The sequence below is a fragment of the Nonomuraea sp. NPDC050310 genome, assembly GCF_040655795.1.
Lineage (GTDB): Bacteria > Actinomycetota > Actinomycetes > Streptosporangiales > Streptosporangiaceae > Nonomuraea.
In genome coordinates this window covers 33265-50031 of record NZ_JBFAKP010000020.1, presented here as the reverse complement: position 1 = coordinate 50031, position 16767 = coordinate 33265, and the positions used below count along the sequence as shown (strand labels likewise).

Below are 16767 nucleotides of genomic sequence, written 5' to 3'. Positions count from 1 at the left end.
CTGTCTCTTTACGTGGACCTGGCAGTCGGCCTGGTCATGCTGTTCCTCCTGATGTCGCTCCTGGTCAGCGGCCTCAACGAGGGCTTCGTCCGGCTCCTGTCCATCCGCAGCAAGTTCCTGTGGGCCTACCTGCGCGACACGATGGACGGCAGCGACGCCCAGGGCCGCTCCTGGTTGCCGGCCAAGGTGCGCGACGTCTTCGCCGCCCTGCCCTTCACCCATGATCCCCGCCCCGTCTTCAGCGACCAGCCCGCCCCCAGCGACGCCCGTCCCGCCCCCGCCGAGCAGGCCGAGGAGGCGCCCGCCCAGGACGACATGACCAAGCGCCTGTACGAGCGGGTCCGGGAGATCGACCACCCCAAGACCGGCCGCACCAGCATCGCCAACATCCCGCCGGAGCGCTTCGCGGTGGCGGTGATGGAGATGGCCGCCGCCGAGCCCGACGGCGTCGAGGGGCTGCTCGGCAAGCTGCAGGAGCTCAAGAGCCCGCTGCACAGCCACCTCAAGGGCCTGTGGGAGGGCGCCCAGCGCGACCTCGACCGCTTCCGCAAGGGCGTGGAGACCTGGTTCGACTCCGAGATGCAACGCCTGTCGATGTTGTACCGGCGCTACGTCAGGTGGGTGGTCTCCGCCCTCGGCCTGGTCATCACGCTGCTGTTCAGCCTCGACGGGGTGGAGTTCGCCAAGTCGGTGCTGCGCGACAACGCCTACCGCGCGGCCGTCGCCGCCGCGACCGCCGGGGGCCCGGAGGCGATCGAGCAGCTCAAGGCCAAGTGCAGCCAGCCGGGCGAGTCGGTCGAACTGGCCGACTGCATCACCGAGACGCTCAGCTCGCCCGCGCTGATCAAGGCGCTCGGCAACGCGATCGTGAAGGTGACCGTACCGGCCGACGGCGATCCGAGCGTGCACTGGAACGGCGGCGGGTGGTGGGACCGGATCACCACGCCGAGCCACTGGCCGGGCTTCCTGCTCACCTACCTGGCGCTGCTGTTCGGGGCGCCGTTCTGGTGGGACATCCTGCGGCGGATCACCGGCTTCAAACGAGGCTGACCCTTGGAACGAGCACAGACCGGGCTCGCCCACGGCTTGACTTCCTAAATACCTACCTGAATTATGGGGAATATGCGGATTCCCCATCGCCTCCTGCTCCTCCTGCTCGCCGCCGCCCTGACCGCCACCGCCTGTTCCTCGGCCGGAGCCGCCGAGGGAGCGGTCCTGAAGCTCCAGGACCCCGGCAACGCCGGCCCCCTGGCCTACGCCAAGAAGCACGGCATCCTGGAGAAGCGCCTGGCCCAGGTGGGAGCCCGCGTGGAGTGGGGCGGCAGCTACGCCTCCTTCACCGCCACCATCGACGCGGTCCGCTCCGGCTCGGTCAACGTGCTGCAGGGCGCCATCTCCCCGGTCCTCGGCTACCTGTCCGGCGCCAAGGACCTCAAGATCTTCTCCGTGACCGACCGGGTGACCGACCCGGCCGCGCCCAAGACCGACGGCCTCGTCGTGCACCCGGACAGCCCGGTGAAGACGGTCAAGGACCTGGCGGGCCGGCAGGTGGCGGTCAACAAGGGCGGCCGGGGCGAGTACCTCCTGCTGCTCGCCCTGGAGAAGGAGGGCGTCCCGGTCGACCAGGTCAAGCGGGTCTACCTCAACCCCGACCAGGCCGCCGCCGCCTTCGCCACCGGCAAGGTGGACGCCTGGTGGGCGATCGTCCGCGCCTACCCCGAGGTGGTCGCCAAGGGCGCCCGCGTGCTGGTCGACAGCACCGCCCTGCCCGACCAGGACCTCAGCATCCACGCCGCCCGCACCGAACTCCTCGACGAGCACCCGGAGGCGGTCAAGGTCTACCTCGACGTGGTCCGCGAGCTCACCAATGAGGCCCGCACCAGCCCCGAGCGCTTCCAGAACGTCTTCCTCCAGCAGGGACCCACCGCCGTCAGCGGAGCCCGCCTGGAGGTCGAGCTGGCCAAGGCCCGCTTCGCCGGCCTGCCCCGCCCGGCGCTCCCCGCCGACGCCGGCTTCGTCAAGGACGTGGCGGCCCTGTTCGCCAAGTACGGCGTGCTCCCCGCGACGCTCGACGCCGGCGCGGTCATCCACCAGGCGCGGCCATGACCGTCCTGGCCGAACGCGCGCTCGCGCTGGAGACCCCGCGCCACCTCGGCACCCGCCGCCGGCACCCGGCCCTGACCCTGTCCGTGCGGGCCGGCGTCCCGCTCCTGCTGCTGGCCGCCTGGTGGATCGGCTCGGTCACCGGCGCGCTCGACCCCGGCATCCTCGCCGGGCCGCCCGCGGTCGCCGGCGCGCTGGGCGAACTCCTGGCCACCGGCCAGCTCGGCGACTACCTGCTGGCCTCGGCCGGCCGCGCCGGGCTGGGCGTGGCGCTCGGCGCCGGGACCGGCCTGCTGCTCGGCGTCGTCTCCGGGCTGTCGGCGCTGGGCGAGGACCTGGTCGACCCGACCCTGCAGATGAAGCGCGCGGTGCCCTTCCTGGCGCTGGTCCCGCTGTTCATCTCCTGGTTCGGGGTGCAGGAGACCTTCAAGGTCGTGCTCATCGCGGTCGCCGCCGTCGGCCCGATGTACGCCTACACCTACCTCGGGGTGCGCGGCGTGGACCGCAAGGTGGTCGAGGCCGCCCGTGGCTTCGGCCTGAGCGGAGCGCGGCTCACCTTCGGCGTGATCATCCCGAGCGCGCTGCCCAACATCCTGATGGCGTTGCGCGTCTGCCTCAGCATCTCGCTCACCGGCCTCATCGCCGCCGAGCAGATCGGCGCCACCGAGGGCATCGGCTACCTCGTCACCCTGTCCCAGCAGTACTACCGCAACGACTACATGCTGCTGTGCGTGCTGCTCTACGCGGTGCTCGGGCTCCTCATCGACCTGGGCATCCGCGGACTCGAACGGCTGGCCATGCCCTGGCGCGAGCACCTGGCGGCGCGATGAGCGAGACCGCCGTCCTCATCAGCGGGCTGCGCAAGAGCTTCGGGCCCAAGACCGTCCTCGACGGCATCGACCTGGAGATCCGGCGCGGCGAGTTCTTCGCCCTGCTCGGGCCGAGCGGCACCGGCAAGACCACGTTGCTGCGCATCCTGGCCGGCCTCGAACGGCCGGACGCCGGCAGCGTGCTCGCGCCGCCCCGCCGTACCACCGTCTACCAGGAGCCGCGGCTGGTGCAGGCCCGCCGGACGCTGCCCAACGTCGTGCTCGGGCTGCCGCGCTCGGCCGCCGCCCGCGGCGCGCGGGCGCTGGCCGAGGTCGGCCTGGAGGGGTACGGCAGAGCCTGGCCCGCCACCCTGTCCGGCGGTGAGGCCCAGCGGGTCGCGCTGGCCAGAGCCCTGGTCCGCGAGCCCGAACTGCTCCTGCTCGACGAGCCCTTCGCCGCGCTGGACGCGCTGACCCGCCTGCAGATGCAGGAGCTGGTCGCCGAGCTGTGCGCGCGCCACCGCCCGGCCGTCGTGCTGGTCACCCACGACGTGGAGGAGGCCGTACGGCTGGCCGACCGCGTCGCGGTGCTGCGCGAGGGCCGCTTCGCCGTCGAACGCCCGATCGACCTGCCCCACCCGCGAGATCGCGACGACCCCGCCTTCCTCGCCGCCCGCCGCCTGTTCCTGTCGACCCTGGGAGTGTCATGACCACCCTCTGGTACACCCGCTGCCCCGTCCCCACGGCCAGCGGCCTGGCCCACCGGCTCGGCTGGCTGGCCGACGAGCTCGGGGAGGTGGGCGTCCTGCAGGACGCCCCGCCCGAGATCGCCCGGCACCACTTCGACCACGACCTGCCCGGCCTGTTCCGCGAGGGCGGCAACGTGCCGGCGCTGGCCGCCCGCTCCGAAGGGGCGCGCACCCGGCTGATCGGCCTCACCTGGATCGAGGAGGCGCAGTCCGTCCTGGTCCGCCCCGATTCGGGGATCACCGGCGCGGCCGGGCTCAGGGGAGCGCGCTTCGCCCTGCCCCGCTGGGCCGCCACCAGGGCCGAGAGCTTCCCCCGCGCGATGGCCCTGCACGGCGCCAAGGGCGCGCTCGGCCAGGGCGGCCTCACCCTCGACGCGGTGGAGTTCGTGGAGGTCGAGCAGCCGCCGGGCGAGTGGTCGTGGCCCGGCCTCGCCGAGCTGACCGCGGGGGCGGTGGACGCGGTCTACGTCAAGGGCGCGCGGGCCGCCGAGCAGGCGGTCGCGGCCGGAGCCGTGGTCGCCGTCGACCTCGACGCCCACCCCGATCCGGCCACCCGGGTCAACAACGGCACCCCGCGGCCGATCACCGTGCACGAGGACCTGCTGGCCGAGCGGCCCGACCTGGTCGTGCGCTTCCTGGTGCAGACGTTGCGCGCCGCCGACTGGGCGGCGGGCGACCTGGCCGGGGTCCGCCGGATCCTGGCGGGGGAGACCCGGTCCGGGGCGGCCGGGGTGCGCGCGGCCTACCGCGACGGCTTCCACACCCGGCTGCGCCCCGACCTGTCACCCGAGCGGCTGGACCTGCTCGGGCTGCAGAAGGACTTCCTGCTGGAGCACGGCTTCCTGGCCGCCGACGTGGACGTGGCCGCCTGGGCCGCGCACGAGCCGCTGGAGCGGGCCCGCGAGATCCTGGCCGAACGGGCGGTGGCGTGATGGCCCCCCAGCCGCCGGAGCTGGAGTTCCACATCGTCCTGCCCACGCGCTCGCGGCGGGGACGGCGCTTCGCCGCCGCCCTGACCGACCCGCGCCGGGCCGCCGGCCCCCACGACCACGTCGCGCAGGTCGCCCGGGCCGCCGAACTGGCCGGGCTGAGCGGGGCGGTGCTCCCCTTCGACCCGGGCGGGGCGGAGAGCTTCGTGCTGGCGGGGGCGGTGCTGCGCCGTACCCGCTACCTGCGGGTCACCGCCGAGTTCCACCCGGCCGTGGCCACCCCGGTCTACGCGGCCAAGCTCTCGTTGTCGCTGGCCCGCTTCTCGGCCGACCGGCTCGACTGGAAGCTGGCCGACCTCGACCCCGTGCTCGCCCGCGCGCACGGCGACTTCTTGGACGGCCCCGAGCGCTTCCGCCGTGCCGCCGAGTTCCTGACCATCGCCAAGGGGGTGTGGAGCGGCGGCGGCTTCAGCTTCCGCGGCCGCCACTTCGAGGTGCTGGACGGCGGCTTCGGCGAGCCGCCGCTGGCCGGGCACCCGCTGCCCAGGGTGGTGCTGTCCGGCACCTCGCCGGAGGAGCTGGACCTGTCGGCCGAGCACGGCGACGTGCACCTGTTCGACCCCTGGGACGACATCGAGGCCGCCACCGAGCGCCTGCCCGGCCTGCGGTACGGCGTGCGGCTGCGGATCGCGGCCCGCGAGGACGCGGCCGAGGCCGCGGGCCTGGACGGGGACCTGACCGGCGGCTACGAGGGCGTGGCCGCCGCCCTGCGCGAGTTCGCCCGGCGCGGCGTCACCGTCTTCCACCTGGAGGCCGCGCCCGCGCTGGAGGAGACCTACCGGATCGGCGAGCACCTGCTGCCGCTGCTGGCGAAGGAGGACGCCGGTGTCCGTTGACGTCTACTGGCGGATCGGGACCCACGGCGACCAGCCGTCGCTGCGGCGGCGGGTGGCCAGCCGGGGCGGCTGGGCGCCGCTCGGTCCCGGCAGCCTGGCCCCCGGCCTGCGCGGGGGCCGGCCGGACGGCTACAGCCACCTGGAGCACATGGGCGACGTGGCCCGTGCCTCCGAGAGCGCCGGCTTCGTCGGCGGGCTGCTGCCGAGCTTCCCGTTCACCGACGATCCGTGGGCGGCGACGGCGAGCCTGGCCGCCGAGACCTCCACCTACCGCTTCATGGTCGCCTACCAGCCGGGCTTCCTCCATCCGGTGCAGGCCGCCCGCATGTCGGCGACGTTGCAGCAGGCGACCGGGGGCCGGCTGGTCTACAACATCATCTCCGGCGGAGGCGGGCCGCAGCAGCTCTGGTGGGGCGACAAGGTCGACCACGACGACCGCTACGCGCGCACCTCGGAGTTCCTCGACGTGCTGCGCGGGGTCTGGAGCGGCGAGCCGTACCGGCACAAGGGCCGCTTTTACCAGGTGGACGGCGCGCACCTGCCGGACGAGCTGGCCGCCCAGCCCTTCCCGGAGATCTACTTCTCCGGCTCGTCCAAGGCCGCGATCGAGGCGGCCGGGCGGCACGCCGACTACTACCTGTCCTGGCTGGAGCCGTTCGGGCCGCTGGCCGAGAAGTTCGGCCAGGTGCGCGAGCACAGCGACCGCGACCCGCGCTTCGCCGTGCGCATCGACGTGGTGGCGCGCGAGAGCGAGGAGGAGGCCTGGGCGGAGATCCGGCGCGGCTGGGACAACATCGATCCCGCAGTGCTCCAGGACGCCACCGGCGACTCCATCGGCTGGGAGCGCAGCCGCTCCTTCGTCACCGGCCGGGTCACCGGCCACCGCGACCTGGAGGTCGAGCCCAACGTCTGGGGCGGCTTCCATCTGCTGCGCGGCGGGCCGGCCTTCGGCCTGGTCGGCAGCTACCAGCAGGTCGCCGCCCGGCTCGACGAGCTGATCGAGCTCGGGGTCGGGTCCTTCATCCTCGCGGGTGTGCCGCACCTGGAGGAGGCCTACCGGGTGGGCGAGCACGTCCTGCCCCTGTTGCAGAGGAGCACCAGATGAGCGTCAAGGTCGGATTCTTCCCGCACAACAACTCGCTGTGGGTGCTGCGCCACCGCGGCATCCTGGAGCGGTCCCTGCCGTCCGTGGAGTGGGTGGACCTGCGCGAGCTGCCGCCGGGCGAGCGGCCCTCGCCGCGCGAGGGGCTGCCGTCGGTGCACGGCGACCACCTGTTCGACGGCGGCTACGACTTCATCGGCACCGGCTCGACGCCGCCGGTCACCGCGCAGGGCAAGGGCCACGACATCGTCTACGTGGCCGTCTCGGGCCCCAGGCACGAGAACGGGCGGCTGGTGACGCGGGCCGACTCGCCGGTCACCTCGGTCGCCGACCTGCGCGGCCGCAAGGTCGCGCTCGGCCACGGGAGCTGGCAGACCACGCTGCTGCTGTTCGCCCTGGACGACGCCGGGCTGTCGTGGGGCGACATCGAGCCGGTGGACGCCGGGGTGGACGCCGCCCGGCTCCTGCTCGACGGCGAGGTCGACGCCTGGGTGGGCTCCTACCCGGCGCTGGGCGCGATCGAGGCCCGCACCCGCACGCTGGTCGAGACCGACGGGCTGTTCAGCCACCGCTCGCTCTGGTTCACCCGCCGCGACTTCGCCACCGAGCACCCCGCCGAGCTTGCCGCGATCGTCCACGCCCTCCAGGAGTCGGACGCCTGGATCAAGGAGAACTACCGCGAGGCCGCCGAGCTGTTCGCCGCCGACGACGGCGGTGACGTGGCGGCCTGGGAGCACGCCCTGCGTCACCGGCCCTTCGGCCTGGAGCCGGTGAGCGAGGAGTTCGTCGCCGAGCAGCAGCGCGCCGCCGACCTGTTCCACGCGGCCGGTCTGATCGACCGGCCGGTCGTGGTCGCCGGCGCGGTGCTGCCCGAGCTGGCCGAGCTGGTCAGGCAGCCGGTCAGTTCGTCGAGAAGGTGAACCAGTTGACGTTGACGAAGTCGGCCGGCTGGCCGGAGGAGAAGGTGAGGTAGACCGTGTGCGTCCCGGTCACCGGCGTGATGTTGGCCGGGACGGTCCGCCAGCTCTGCCAGCCGCCGGTGCTGGCCAGGGCGAAGTCACCGATCGGCGGGGCGGTCGGGCTGCCCAGCCGTACCTGCACCAGGCCGCTGACCCCGGCCGCCGCGCCCGAGGCGACCCGCGCCCTGAACTGGGCGGCCGGCACAGAGCCGAAGTTCACCCCGTCGAAGCGCAGCCAGTCGCCGTTGCCGATGCCGCCGACGTTCTGGCCGCCGCCGGTGTCGGTGGTGGGCTCGTTGAAGGTGCCCGACTGCGCCTGCCGGCTCTCCGCCTGGATGGTCGAGCGCGCGTCCACCCCGCCCGGCTGGGTGGGGCCGCCGCTCTGCCAGACGCCCACGTAGTCGACGACCATCGGCCGTCCCGAGACGGTCGCCGCGGTGGGCGTGGCGAACCCGGCGACGCCGTCGGGGAAGGCCCCGCCCATCGCCACGTTCAGCAGCAGGAAGTAGCCGGCGTGCCCGGTCATGTTGGCCCAGGTGGTGGCGTCCATCTGGGCCTGGCTGACGCTGTGGAACTGCTGGCCGTCCACCGACCAGCGCAACTGGTTGGGGCTCACGCTGCGGTCCCACTCGAACCGGTAGGTGTGGAAGGCCGACTGGCACGAGGCCCCCGGGCAGGTACGGCTGGCGCCGAGCCCGGAGAACTCGTTGCACGGCCCGCCCGGCGCGACGCCGCAGTGCAGCACGCCCCAGACGGAGTTGAGCCCGTTGACGTTCTCCATCACGTCGAACTCGCCGATGCCCGGCCAGTTCCAGTAGTTGCCGCGGAAGGGCGAGCCGAGCGCCCAGAAGGCCGGCCAGTAGCCGAGGGCGGCGTCGCCGGTGACGTTCGGCATCTGGATCCGGCCCTCGATGCGCAGGATGCGGCCGTCGGCGGGCTTGAAGTCGGCCCGCCGGGTCTCGATGCGGGCGCTGGTCCAGGACCGGCCGCCGCCGATCGGGGTGATGCGCAGGTTGCCGGAGCCGTCGAGGCTGACGTTGGCCGGGTCGGCGGTGTAGTTCTGGATCTCCCCGGTACCCCAGTTGGCCGGGCCGCCGGGGTAGCTGTGGCCGGTGTCGATGATCCAGTTGCCCGCGTCGGGCAGGGCGCCCGCCGGGCCGGTGAAGTCGTCGGCCCACACCAGCGACCAGCCGGCGGGCGGCGGCGGCACGGCGGCGTGCGCGACCGGCGCGACGGGGGTGAACAGGACGGTGAGGGTGGCTAAGGCGGCACAGAGCACCGCGAGGCGGCTGCGAGGCATTGCTGCTCCTTCGGGGGGTGGCACCGCGAATACGCAACGTCTGAGAGCGCTCTCTCGACAAGCTGACACAGCTTTGACCACGCGTCAATCGGTATGGAGAGCGCTCCCTCAACCGGCCTCGGTCAGGACGGGTCGATGCCTGGGTGAGGAATGAGGCGGGTCAGCCTGGGGAGAGGACGGGTGGGCCCGCAAACCGGAAGCGAGCAGAAGGAGGGACGCGACAGTGATGGAGCACGCGACGCTCGCGCCCGACCTGGTGGCGGCCCCTGTGACCCTGGACGATCTGCCGGGGCTGCGCGACGTGGTCACCCGCGTTGCGCGCCGGCACGGTCTGGCCCGCGATTCCCTCGTCGACCTGGTCATCGCGGTCAACGAGGTGACGACCAACGCGGTCACGCACGGCAGTATGCCCGCGCACCTGCTCATGTGGCGGGCTGACGGGCACCTCGTCGTGGAGGTGCGTGACTCGGGCCGGTGGAAGGATCCAGGGGCGGGGGGCTACGCGGAAGGCCATGAGGCGCCGCCGGACGACGCCCCAGGTGGCCGTGGACTGTGGCTGGCCCGGCGCGCGGCGACGGACCTGGACATCCGCCGGTCGGCCGAGGGGACCACGATCAGGATGACCTTCGCGCTCCCCTGACGGCCGGGCCGGTGGAACCGGTCACGGGTTACGGGTTGAAGATGCTGACGCCGCCCGGCCCGACGAGCAGGCCGACGACGATGAGCACGACACCCCACAGGATGTCGCGGCGGGCGATGAGCACGTAGACGCCGGCGATGACGAGAACGACGGCGATGATCCACAAGAGAGTAGCCATACCGGACATTTCCCTGGCCCAGGCCGGGCAAACGCCGAACGAGAAGCCCGGGAGCGCCGTAGCGTCCCGGGCCTTCGCACGTCAGCGGTCAGACGTCGTAGTAGAGCTCGAACTCGTGCGGGTGCGGCCGCAGCCGGATCGGGTCCACCTCGTTGGTGCGCTTGTAGTCGATCCACGTCTCGATCAGGTCGGGGGTGAACACTCCGCCCTCCAGCAGGTAGTCGTGGTCGGCCTCCAGCGCGGCCAGCACCTCGGGCAGCGAACCCGGCACCTGCGGAATGCTGCGGGCCTCCTCCGGCGGCAGCTCGTAGAGGTCCTTGTCCACGGGCTCCGGCGGCTCGATCTTGTTGCGGATGCCGTCGATGCCGGCCATCAGCATCGCCGCGAAGGCGAAGTACGGGTTGCACGACGGGTCCGGCACCCGGAACTCGATGCGCTTGGCCTTCGGGTTCGACCCGGTGATCGGGATGCGGACGCAGGCCGAGCGGTTGCGCTGCGAGTAGACCAGGTTGACCGGCGCCTCGTACCCGGGCACCAGCCGGTGGTAGGAGTTGACCGTCGGGTTGGTGAACGCCAGCAGCGACGGGGCGTGCTTGAGCAGGCCGCCGATGTAGTACCGCGCGGTGTCCGACAGCCCGGCGTAGCCCACCTCGTCGTAGAAGAGCGGCGCGCCGTCCTTCCAGAGCGACTGGTGGCAGTGCATGCCCGAGCCGTTGTCACCGAAGATCGGCTTCGGCATGAAGGTGACCGTGTGGCCGTACTCCAGCGCGGTGCTCTTGATCACGTACTTGTAGAGCATGAGCTGGTCGGCGGTCTTGAGCAGCGTGCCGAACCGGAAGTCGATCTCCGCCTGGCCCGCGGTGCCGACCTCGTGGTGCTGCATCTCCACGTCGATGCCGCACTCGATGAGGTTGCGGACCATCTCGCTGCGCAGGTCGGTGAAGTGGTCCATCGGCGGCACCGGGAAGTAGCCGCCCTTGTAGCGCGGCTTGTAGCCCAGGTTGCCGCCCTCGGAGGCCTTGCCGGTGTTCCAGGCGCCCTCGATGGAGTCGATGTAGTAGTAACCCGCGTTCTGCCGGGTCTCGAAGCGCACGTCGTCGAAGATGTAGAACTCCGCCTCGGGACCGAAGTAGGCGGTGTCGGCGATCCCGGTGCCCTTGAGGTACTCCTCCGCCTTGCGCGCCACGTTGCGCGGGTCGCGGCTGTAGGCCTCGCCGGTCAGCGGGTCGTGCACGAAGAAGTTGATGTTGAGCGTCTTGTGCTGCCGGAACGGGTCGAGCACGGCGGTCGTCGGGTCGGGCAGGAGCAGCATGTCCGACTCGTGGATGGCCTGGAAGCCACGGATGGACGAGCCGTCGAACATCAGCCCGTCGGTGAAGACGCTGGCGGTGAAGTTTTCCACCGGGAAGGTGAAGTGGTGCGTCGTCCCGGGCAGGTCGGTGAACCTGACATCGACGAACTGCACCTCCTCGGCCCCGATGTAGTTCAGGACGTCGTCGGCGGAGTTGAACACTCTCGAAACCTCCCAGGGACCCGGTTATCAGCCCGACGCTAGGACCGCGTGGTTTCCGGACAGTGTCCCGATTGTTTCGAGGTTGTTACGCTCCGCCAGGCGAGGGTGGCGCTGCGGTGACCGTCGCGGCCGGCCCGGGCGTGCGTGTCGGCGCGGCCTTGGGCGTGAGCAGGTCGGGATCGGCGGTCACGACGGTTCCGGCCGCCGCGATCAGGGCGATCACCAGCCACACCGCCAGCCAGACCTTGCGCCGCGAGTGCGGGCTGCGGCCGGCCGCCACCCGGTCGTACTCGCGTACCGCGCCCCGCGAGCGCCTCGGCGCGCCGCTCCTGCCGCGCGGGCGGGCGCTCCTGGCCCCCCGGCCGGCCTCCCGCCGCAGGCGCTTGACATCGCGTTCGCCGAACTGTGCGACCAGCTCGTCGAAACGCGCGTCGATGTCATCCCCGTCAGACATGCAGTCAATGATGCGGGTGGGGCAGGATCGGGTGAAGCGCGGTTGGGTCACGATCCCGACCGCGCACCACGGCGGATACCGTGGAGGGCATGAGCAAGCAGCGATCCCGGCGGCCCGCGAAGGCCGGGGCGGCCGGCCGTACGAGCACGAAGGCGGCCGAGGGCGCGCGCAAGCCGGACGCGGAGGCGCGGGAGGCCGCGCGGCCCGAGCCGAGGTGGACGCAGACCTGGATCGGCGGCGTGCGCTCGGCCGGGATCGACCTGGGCTACCCGGGCGAGCGGCTGGGCCTGTCCGAGGAGGGTCCCGAGTCGATCGCCCGGTACGGCAGGCGCATCGGCGCCCTGGTCATCGACTGGCTGATCTGCACCTGGGCGATCGCGCAGTTCGTCCTCGGGGTGAACCCGGGCCGCTCGCCCTGGGTGCCCGCCCTGGTGTTCGCCGCCCAGTACCTGCTGCTCACCGGCCTGCTCGGCCAGACGTTCGGCCACCGCCTGATGGGCATCCGGGTGGCCGCGATGGACGGCGGCCGGCCGAGGTGGTTCCCGGTGCTGGTCCGCACGATCCTGCTCTGCCTGGTCGTCCCGGCGGCGATCTTCGACCGCGACCAGCGCGGCCTGCACGACCGGGTGTCCAACACGATGGTCGTGCGTATGTAGCTCCCGCCGGAGGAGGGCCGTCACCGCGCTGGTGGCGGCCCTTTCTCGCGTGCCCTGTTGACAACGTTGTCTTTTCCGGCTGAAGATCGCGCTGACAACGTTGTCAGCCCCCCCAGGAGCAGCCCCATGCGCAGCCCCCACCGGCTGGGCCTCGTCGCGGCGGCCACCGCCACGGCGATCGTCCTGGCCTTACCCGGCCTGGCCCTGGCCGACCCGTCACCCGGCGACCCGCCTGGCTCCGGCCCCGCCACCTCGCAGACCGTCCCCAGCGACCAGCCCTCCGCCCGGCCCTCCCACGGACCCGGCGCCGGCCAGGGCGGCGAGACGCCCGCCCAGAGCCGCAGCGCCGCCGCGGCGAGCCAGGCCCCGCCCGGCGCGCTCTTCCACACCTCGGTCGAGGCCGCCGACCCGCAGCCCACCTGGACGAGCACGGCCGAGGAAGGCAAGCCCGCCGAGGGCGTGACCGGCCGGATCGGCATCCCGGGCACCATCGTCGACCAGATCACCGAGATCACCGCCAGCGGCGAGAACGCCGGCTCGGGCGAGGTGCGGCAGAACCTGTTCGACGGCGACACCAACACCAAGTGGCTGGTCTTCCAGCCGACCGGCTGGGTCGCGGTCAAGCTCGCCAAGCCGATCGCCGTCAAGAAGTACGCGATGGCCTCCGCCAACGACGCCCCCGAGCGCGACCCGCGCGCCTGGGCGCTGGAGGGCTCGGCCGACGGCCGGACCTGGACCCCGGTGGACACCCGCACCGGGCAGAGCTGGAGCGCCCGCTTCGAGACCCGCCTGTTCGACGTCGCCAGCCCGCAGGCCTTCAGCCACTACCGGCTCAACATCACCGCCAACGGCTCCGGCGGCCTGATCCAGCTCGCCGAGCTGCAACTGTCCGACGGCGACCCGAACTCCCAGCCGCCCACCCCGATGAACACCCTGGTCGACTTCGGCCCGGGCGCTTCGTGGACGGCGAAGTTCAAGGCCGGCTTCACCGGGCTGAAGTCGCTGCGCTACTCCGGCAGCACCCTGTCGGCCCAGGGCGGCCACGCGCACAACAAGGTGTTCGAGACCGACGTCGAGGTCAAGGCCGACACCGAGCTGTCCTACGTGATCGCGCCCGAGTTCGCTAACGGCGACCTGGCCTACCCCAGCACCTACGCCGCCCTCGACCTCGCCTTCGACGACGGCACCTACCTCAGCGACCTGAAGGCGAAGGACCAGCACGGCGCCGAGGCGAGCGCGCGCGGCCAGGGCGTCTCCAAGACGCTCTCGGTCGACCAGTGGAACCTCAAGCGCGTCCCGCTCGGCAAGCTCGCCCTGGGCAAGCGGATCAAGCGCATCCTGCTCGCCGTGGACATCCCCGCCGGGCCGCTGTCCTTCAGCGGCTACGTGGACGACATCACCCTCGGCCCGGCCCGCCAGGAGACGCGCACCAGCCCGGCCGACTACGTGCTCACCACCCGGGGCACGCACTCCAGCAACGGCTTCTCGCGCGGCAACAACTTCCCGGCCACCGCGGTCCCGCACGGCTTCAACTTCTGGACCCCGATGACCGGCTCCGGCTCGCGGAGCTGGGTGTACGAGTACCACCGCAACGGCAACCCGGACAACGTGCCGACCATCCAGGCCTTCGCCGCCAGCCACATGCCCAGCCCGTGGATGGGCGACCGGCAGTCCTTCCAGCTCATGCCCTCCCCGCTGGCCAGGCCCAGCGCGGTGCGCGAGGCCAGGGCGCTGCGCTTCTCGCACGCCGACGAGGTGGCCAAGGCGCACTACTACAGCGTGACCTTCGCCAACGGCATCAAGACCGAGATGACGCCGACCGACCACGCGGCGGTCTTCCGCTTCACCTTCCCCGCCGACTCCGGCAGCGTCATCTTCGACAACATCAACAACGACGGCGGCCTCACCGTCTCCGGCAACGTGGTCACCGGCTGGACCGACTCACCCAGCGGCTACAACGCCGGCGACGGCCGGATGTTCGTCTACGGCGTCTTCGACCAGACCCCCACCGCCGGCGGCAAGCTGACCGGCGCGGGCCGCGACAACGTCACCGGCTACGCCGCCTTCGCCGCCCGCACGGTCGAGCTGCGCCTGGCCACCTCGTTCATCTCGCTCGACCAGGCCAAGCTCAACCTGGAGCAGGAGGCCGGCCCGTTCGACGAGGTCAAGGCGAAGGCCCAGCGGGCGTGGGAGGACAAGCTCGGCATCATCCAGGTCGAGGGCGCCAGCGAGGACCAGCTCACCACCCTGTACTCCAACCTCTACCGGCTCTTCCTCTACCCGAACTCCGGCTTCGAGAAGACCCCCGAGGGCTTCCGCTACGCCAGCCCGGTCTCCCCGAAGACCGGCCAGGACACCCCGACCAGGACCGGGTCGAAGATCGTCGACGGCAAGATCTACGTCAACAACGGCTTCTGGGACACCTTCCGTACGGCGTGGCCCGCCTACTCGCTCCTCGCGCCCAACGCCGGCGAACTGGTCGACGGCTTCGTGCAGCAGTACCGAGACGGCGGCTGGATCGCCCGCTGGTCCTCGCCCGGCTACGCCGACCTGATGCCCGGCACCAGCTCCGACGTCGCCTTCGCCGACGCCTACGTCAAGGGCGTGCGCGGCTTTGACGCCAAGGCCGCCTACCAGGCGGCGGTGCGCAACGCCACCGTGGTGCCCGACCGGGCCAACTACGGCCGCAAGGGCATGCGCACCGCGCCCTTCCTCGGCTACACCTCCACCAGCGAGCTGGCCAAAGAGGGCCTGAGCTGGGCGCTCGACGGCTACCTCAACGACTTCGGCATCGCCAACATGGCCACCGAGCTGGCCAAGACGGCGACCGGGGCCGAGCAGGCGCGCTACCAGGCCGAGGCGGAGTACTTCCGCAACCGCGCGCTCAACTACGTCAAGCTCTTCGACTCGCGGGTCGGCTTCTTCCAGGGCCGCGACGGCGCGGGGAACTTCCGGCTGGCGCCGGAGCAGTACGACCCGCGCGTGTGGGGCTTCGACTACGCCGAGACCAACGGCTGGAACATGGCCTTCCACGCCCCGCAGGACGGCGCCGGCCTGGCCGCGCTGTACGGCGGGCGGGACAAGCTGGCCGCCAAGCTCGACCAGTTCTTCGCCACCCCGGAGACGGCCACCTTCGGCGGCTCCTACAACGGCGTCATCCACGAGATGCGCGAGGCGCGTGACGTGCGGATGGGGCAGTACGGGCACTCCAACCAGCCCTCGCACCACATCCCGTACATGTACACCTATGCCGGCCGGCCGTACAAGACGCAGGCGCTGGTGCGCGAGGTGCTCCGGCGGCTCTACCTGGGCAGCGAGATCGGCCAGGGCTACCCCGGCGACGAGGACAACGGCGAGATGTCGGCCTGGTACCTACTGTCGGCGCTCGGCGTCTACCCCCTCCAGGTCGGCAGCGCCGAGTGGGCCATCGGCTCGCCCCTGTTCACCAAGGCGACGGTGAACCTGCCCAACGGCAAGAAGCTCGTCGTCAACGCCCCCGGCAACACCGACGCCACCGTCTACGTCCAGTCCCTCAAGGTCAACGGCAAGGCGTGGACCTCGACCTCGATCCCGCACTCGGTGCTGGCCGAGGGCGCGGTGCTCGACTTCACCATGGGCACGGAGCCGTCGGCGTGGGGCACCCGCCCCGAGGACGCCCCGAAGTCGATCAGCACCGGGCTGCCCGCTCCGCTGGCCGACGTCAAGGTCACCGGCGGCCCGGCGGCGCTGAGCGACGACACCTCCGCCACCGAGGCGGTCTTCAGCGGCCCGGTCCGGCTCGCGGTCGCCGGGGCGCGACAGCGGGTCACCCACTACACCCTGACCTCCGGCGCCCAGGCCACCGATCCGCCGGCGTGGAAGCTGGAGGGCTCGCTGGACGGCACCACCTGGACCGTCCTCGACGAGCGCCAGGGCGAGGTGTTCGACTGGCGGCGGCAGACCCGGCCGTTCCGCATCGCCCAGCCCGGCCGCTACGCCCACTACCGGCTCACCGCGGCCTCGGGGAACCTGGCCGAGCTGGAGTTGCTGGCCGCGCCCGACCCGGCGTGCACCACGACCGTCACCGGCACCCATCGCGGGCCGCTGACCGTCGGGGACGGTGTCACCTGCCTGGCCGCCGGGGCCACCGTCTCCGGTCCGGTCACCGTACGGCAGGGCGCCTCGCTGCTGGCGACGGGCGCGACCATCGGCGGCCCGCTGACCGCCACCGGGGCCGCGCAGGTCGTGCTGCTGGACACCGGCGTCGGCGGCCCGATCACGGCCACCGGCACCACCGGCGAGCTCACCGTCGAAGGGTCACGCTCGCGCGGCCCGGTGACGCTCACCGGCAACCGGGGCCCGACCGTCGTGGCAGCCAGCACCGTGGGCGGCCCGATGACCTGCACCGGCAACGATCCCAAGCCGTCCGACAACGGCCTGCCCAACACCGTCGGCGGCCCGAGCACCGGCCAGTGCCGCCCGGCCTGACCCGTCCCGGCA

The 16767-nt window shown here is 72.2% G+C and carries 15 protein-coding genes; 11 read left to right on the top strand and 4 right to left on the bottom strand.

The window, feature by feature from the left end:
* The first annotated feature begins 12 nt into the window (after positions 1-12).
* The 8 genes from AB0I67_RS33405 to AB0I67_RS33370 all read left to right on the top strand — a co-directional run bounded on the left by AB0I67_RS33405 (position 13) and on the right by AB0I67_RS33370 (position 7508).
* A complete protein-coding gene (locus AB0I67_RS33405) occupies positions 13-1050 on the top strand; it encodes a hypothetical protein (protein WP_357931850.1) in 1038 nt (345 codons plus the stop codon).
* Positions 1051-1122: 72 nt separating this feature from the next.
* The gene (locus tag AB0I67_RS33400; RefSeq protein ID WP_357931848.1) at positions 1123-2106 is read left to right on the top strand and encodes an NrtA/SsuA/CpmA family ABC transporter substrate-binding protein; all 984 of its coding nucleotides are present in this window, start codon (positions 1123-1125) and stop codon (positions 2104-2106) included.
* Positions 2103-2933 carry an ABC transporter permease gene (locus AB0I67_RS33395; protein WP_357931845.1) on the top strand — a complete coding sequence of 277 codons (831 nt, stop codon included), beginning with the start codon at positions 2103-2105 and terminating at the stop codon, positions 2931-2933. The genes AB0I67_RS33400 and AB0I67_RS33395 overlap by 4 nt, the downstream gene beginning before the upstream one ends.
* Positions 2930-3622 carry an ABC transporter ATP-binding protein gene (locus AB0I67_RS33390; protein ID WP_357931842.1) on the top strand — a complete coding sequence of 231 codons (693 nt, stop codon included), beginning with the start codon at positions 2930-2932 and terminating at the stop codon, positions 3620-3622. The genes AB0I67_RS33395 and AB0I67_RS33390 overlap by 4 nt, the downstream gene beginning before the upstream one ends.
* The gene (locus tag AB0I67_RS33385) at positions 3619-4593 is read left to right on the top strand and encodes an ABC transporter substrate-binding protein (RefSeq protein WP_357931840.1); all 975 of its coding nucleotides are present in this window, start codon (positions 3619-3621) and stop codon (positions 4591-4593) included. Before AB0I67_RS33390 ends, AB0I67_RS33385 begins: the two co-directional genes overlap by 4 nt.
* Positions 4593-5486 (top strand): LLM class flavin-dependent oxidoreductase, encoded by an 894-nt coding sequence (locus tag AB0I67_RS33380; protein WP_357931839.1) that lies wholly within the window; start codon positions 4593-4595, stop codon positions 5484-5486. Before AB0I67_RS33385 ends, AB0I67_RS33380 begins: the two co-directional genes overlap by 1 nt.
* Entirely contained in the window at positions 5476-6591 is a 1116-nt protein-coding gene (locus tag AB0I67_RS33375) for an LLM class flavin-dependent oxidoreductase (protein ID WP_357931836.1), read from the top strand. Before AB0I67_RS33380 ends, AB0I67_RS33375 begins: the two co-directional genes overlap by 11 nt.
* Complete coding sequence (locus AB0I67_RS33370; protein ID WP_357931834.1) at positions 6588-7508, top strand: ABC transporter substrate-binding protein; 921 nt, start codon at positions 6588-6590, stop codon at positions 7506-7508. Before AB0I67_RS33375 ends, AB0I67_RS33370 begins: the two co-directional genes overlap by 4 nt.
* On the opposite strand, the gene AB0I67_RS33365 is transcribed toward AB0I67_RS33370, so the two are convergent.
* On the bottom strand, positions 7489-8847 hold the full coding sequence (locus tag AB0I67_RS33365) for a glycoside hydrolase family 16 protein (protein ID WP_357931831.1): 1359 nt from the start codon (positions 8845-8847) through the stop codon (positions 7489-7491). The two genes, AB0I67_RS33370 and AB0I67_RS33365, sit on opposite strands and share 20 nt — an antisense overlap.
* A 226-nt stretch (positions 8848-9073) precedes the next feature.
* Here AB0I67_RS33365 and AB0I67_RS33360 point away from each other — a divergent pair, with 226 nt between their 5' ends.
* Positions 9074-9487, top strand: a complete 414-nt coding sequence (locus tag AB0I67_RS33360) for an ATP-binding protein (protein ID WP_357931828.1) — start codon at positions 9074-9076, stop codon at positions 9485-9487.
* A 28-nt stretch (positions 9488-9515) separates the two neighbouring features.
* On the opposite strand, the gene AB0I67_RS33355 is transcribed toward AB0I67_RS33360, so the two are convergent.
* The 3 genes from AB0I67_RS33355 to AB0I67_RS33345 form a co-directional block, all read right to left on the bottom strand.
* Positions 9516-9665: a GPGG-motif small membrane protein gene (locus tag AB0I67_RS33355; protein ID WP_357931825.1), complete on the bottom strand. Its 150-nt coding sequence runs from the start codon at positions 9663-9665 to the stop codon at positions 9516-9518.
* Positions 9666-9753: 88 nt separating this feature from the next.
* Positions 9754-11178 (bottom strand): type I glutamate--ammonia ligase, encoded by a 1425-nt coding sequence (gene glnA, locus AB0I67_RS33350; protein ID WP_357931822.1) that lies wholly within the window; start codon positions 11176-11178, stop codon positions 9754-9756.
* An 85-nt stretch (positions 11179-11263) separates the two neighbouring features.
* Positions 11264-11632 carry a hypothetical protein gene (locus AB0I67_RS33345; protein WP_357931819.1) on the bottom strand — a complete coding sequence of 123 codons (369 nt, stop codon included), beginning with the start codon at positions 11630-11632 and terminating at the stop codon, positions 11264-11266.
* An 89-nt stretch (positions 11633-11721) separates the two neighbouring features.
* Between AB0I67_RS33345 and AB0I67_RS33340 the strand changes: the two genes are divergently transcribed.
* Positions 11722-12288, top strand: a complete 567-nt coding sequence (locus AB0I67_RS33340; protein WP_357931816.1) for an RDD family protein — start codon at positions 11722-11724, stop codon at positions 12286-12288.
* A gap of 126 nt (positions 12289-12414) precedes the next feature.
* Positions 12415-16755, top strand: coding sequence for a GH92 family glycosyl hydrolase (locus AB0I67_RS33335; protein WP_357931813.1), 4341 nt, complete (start codon positions 12415-12417; stop codon positions 16753-16755).
* The last annotated feature ends 12 nt before the right edge of the window (positions 16756-16767 follow it).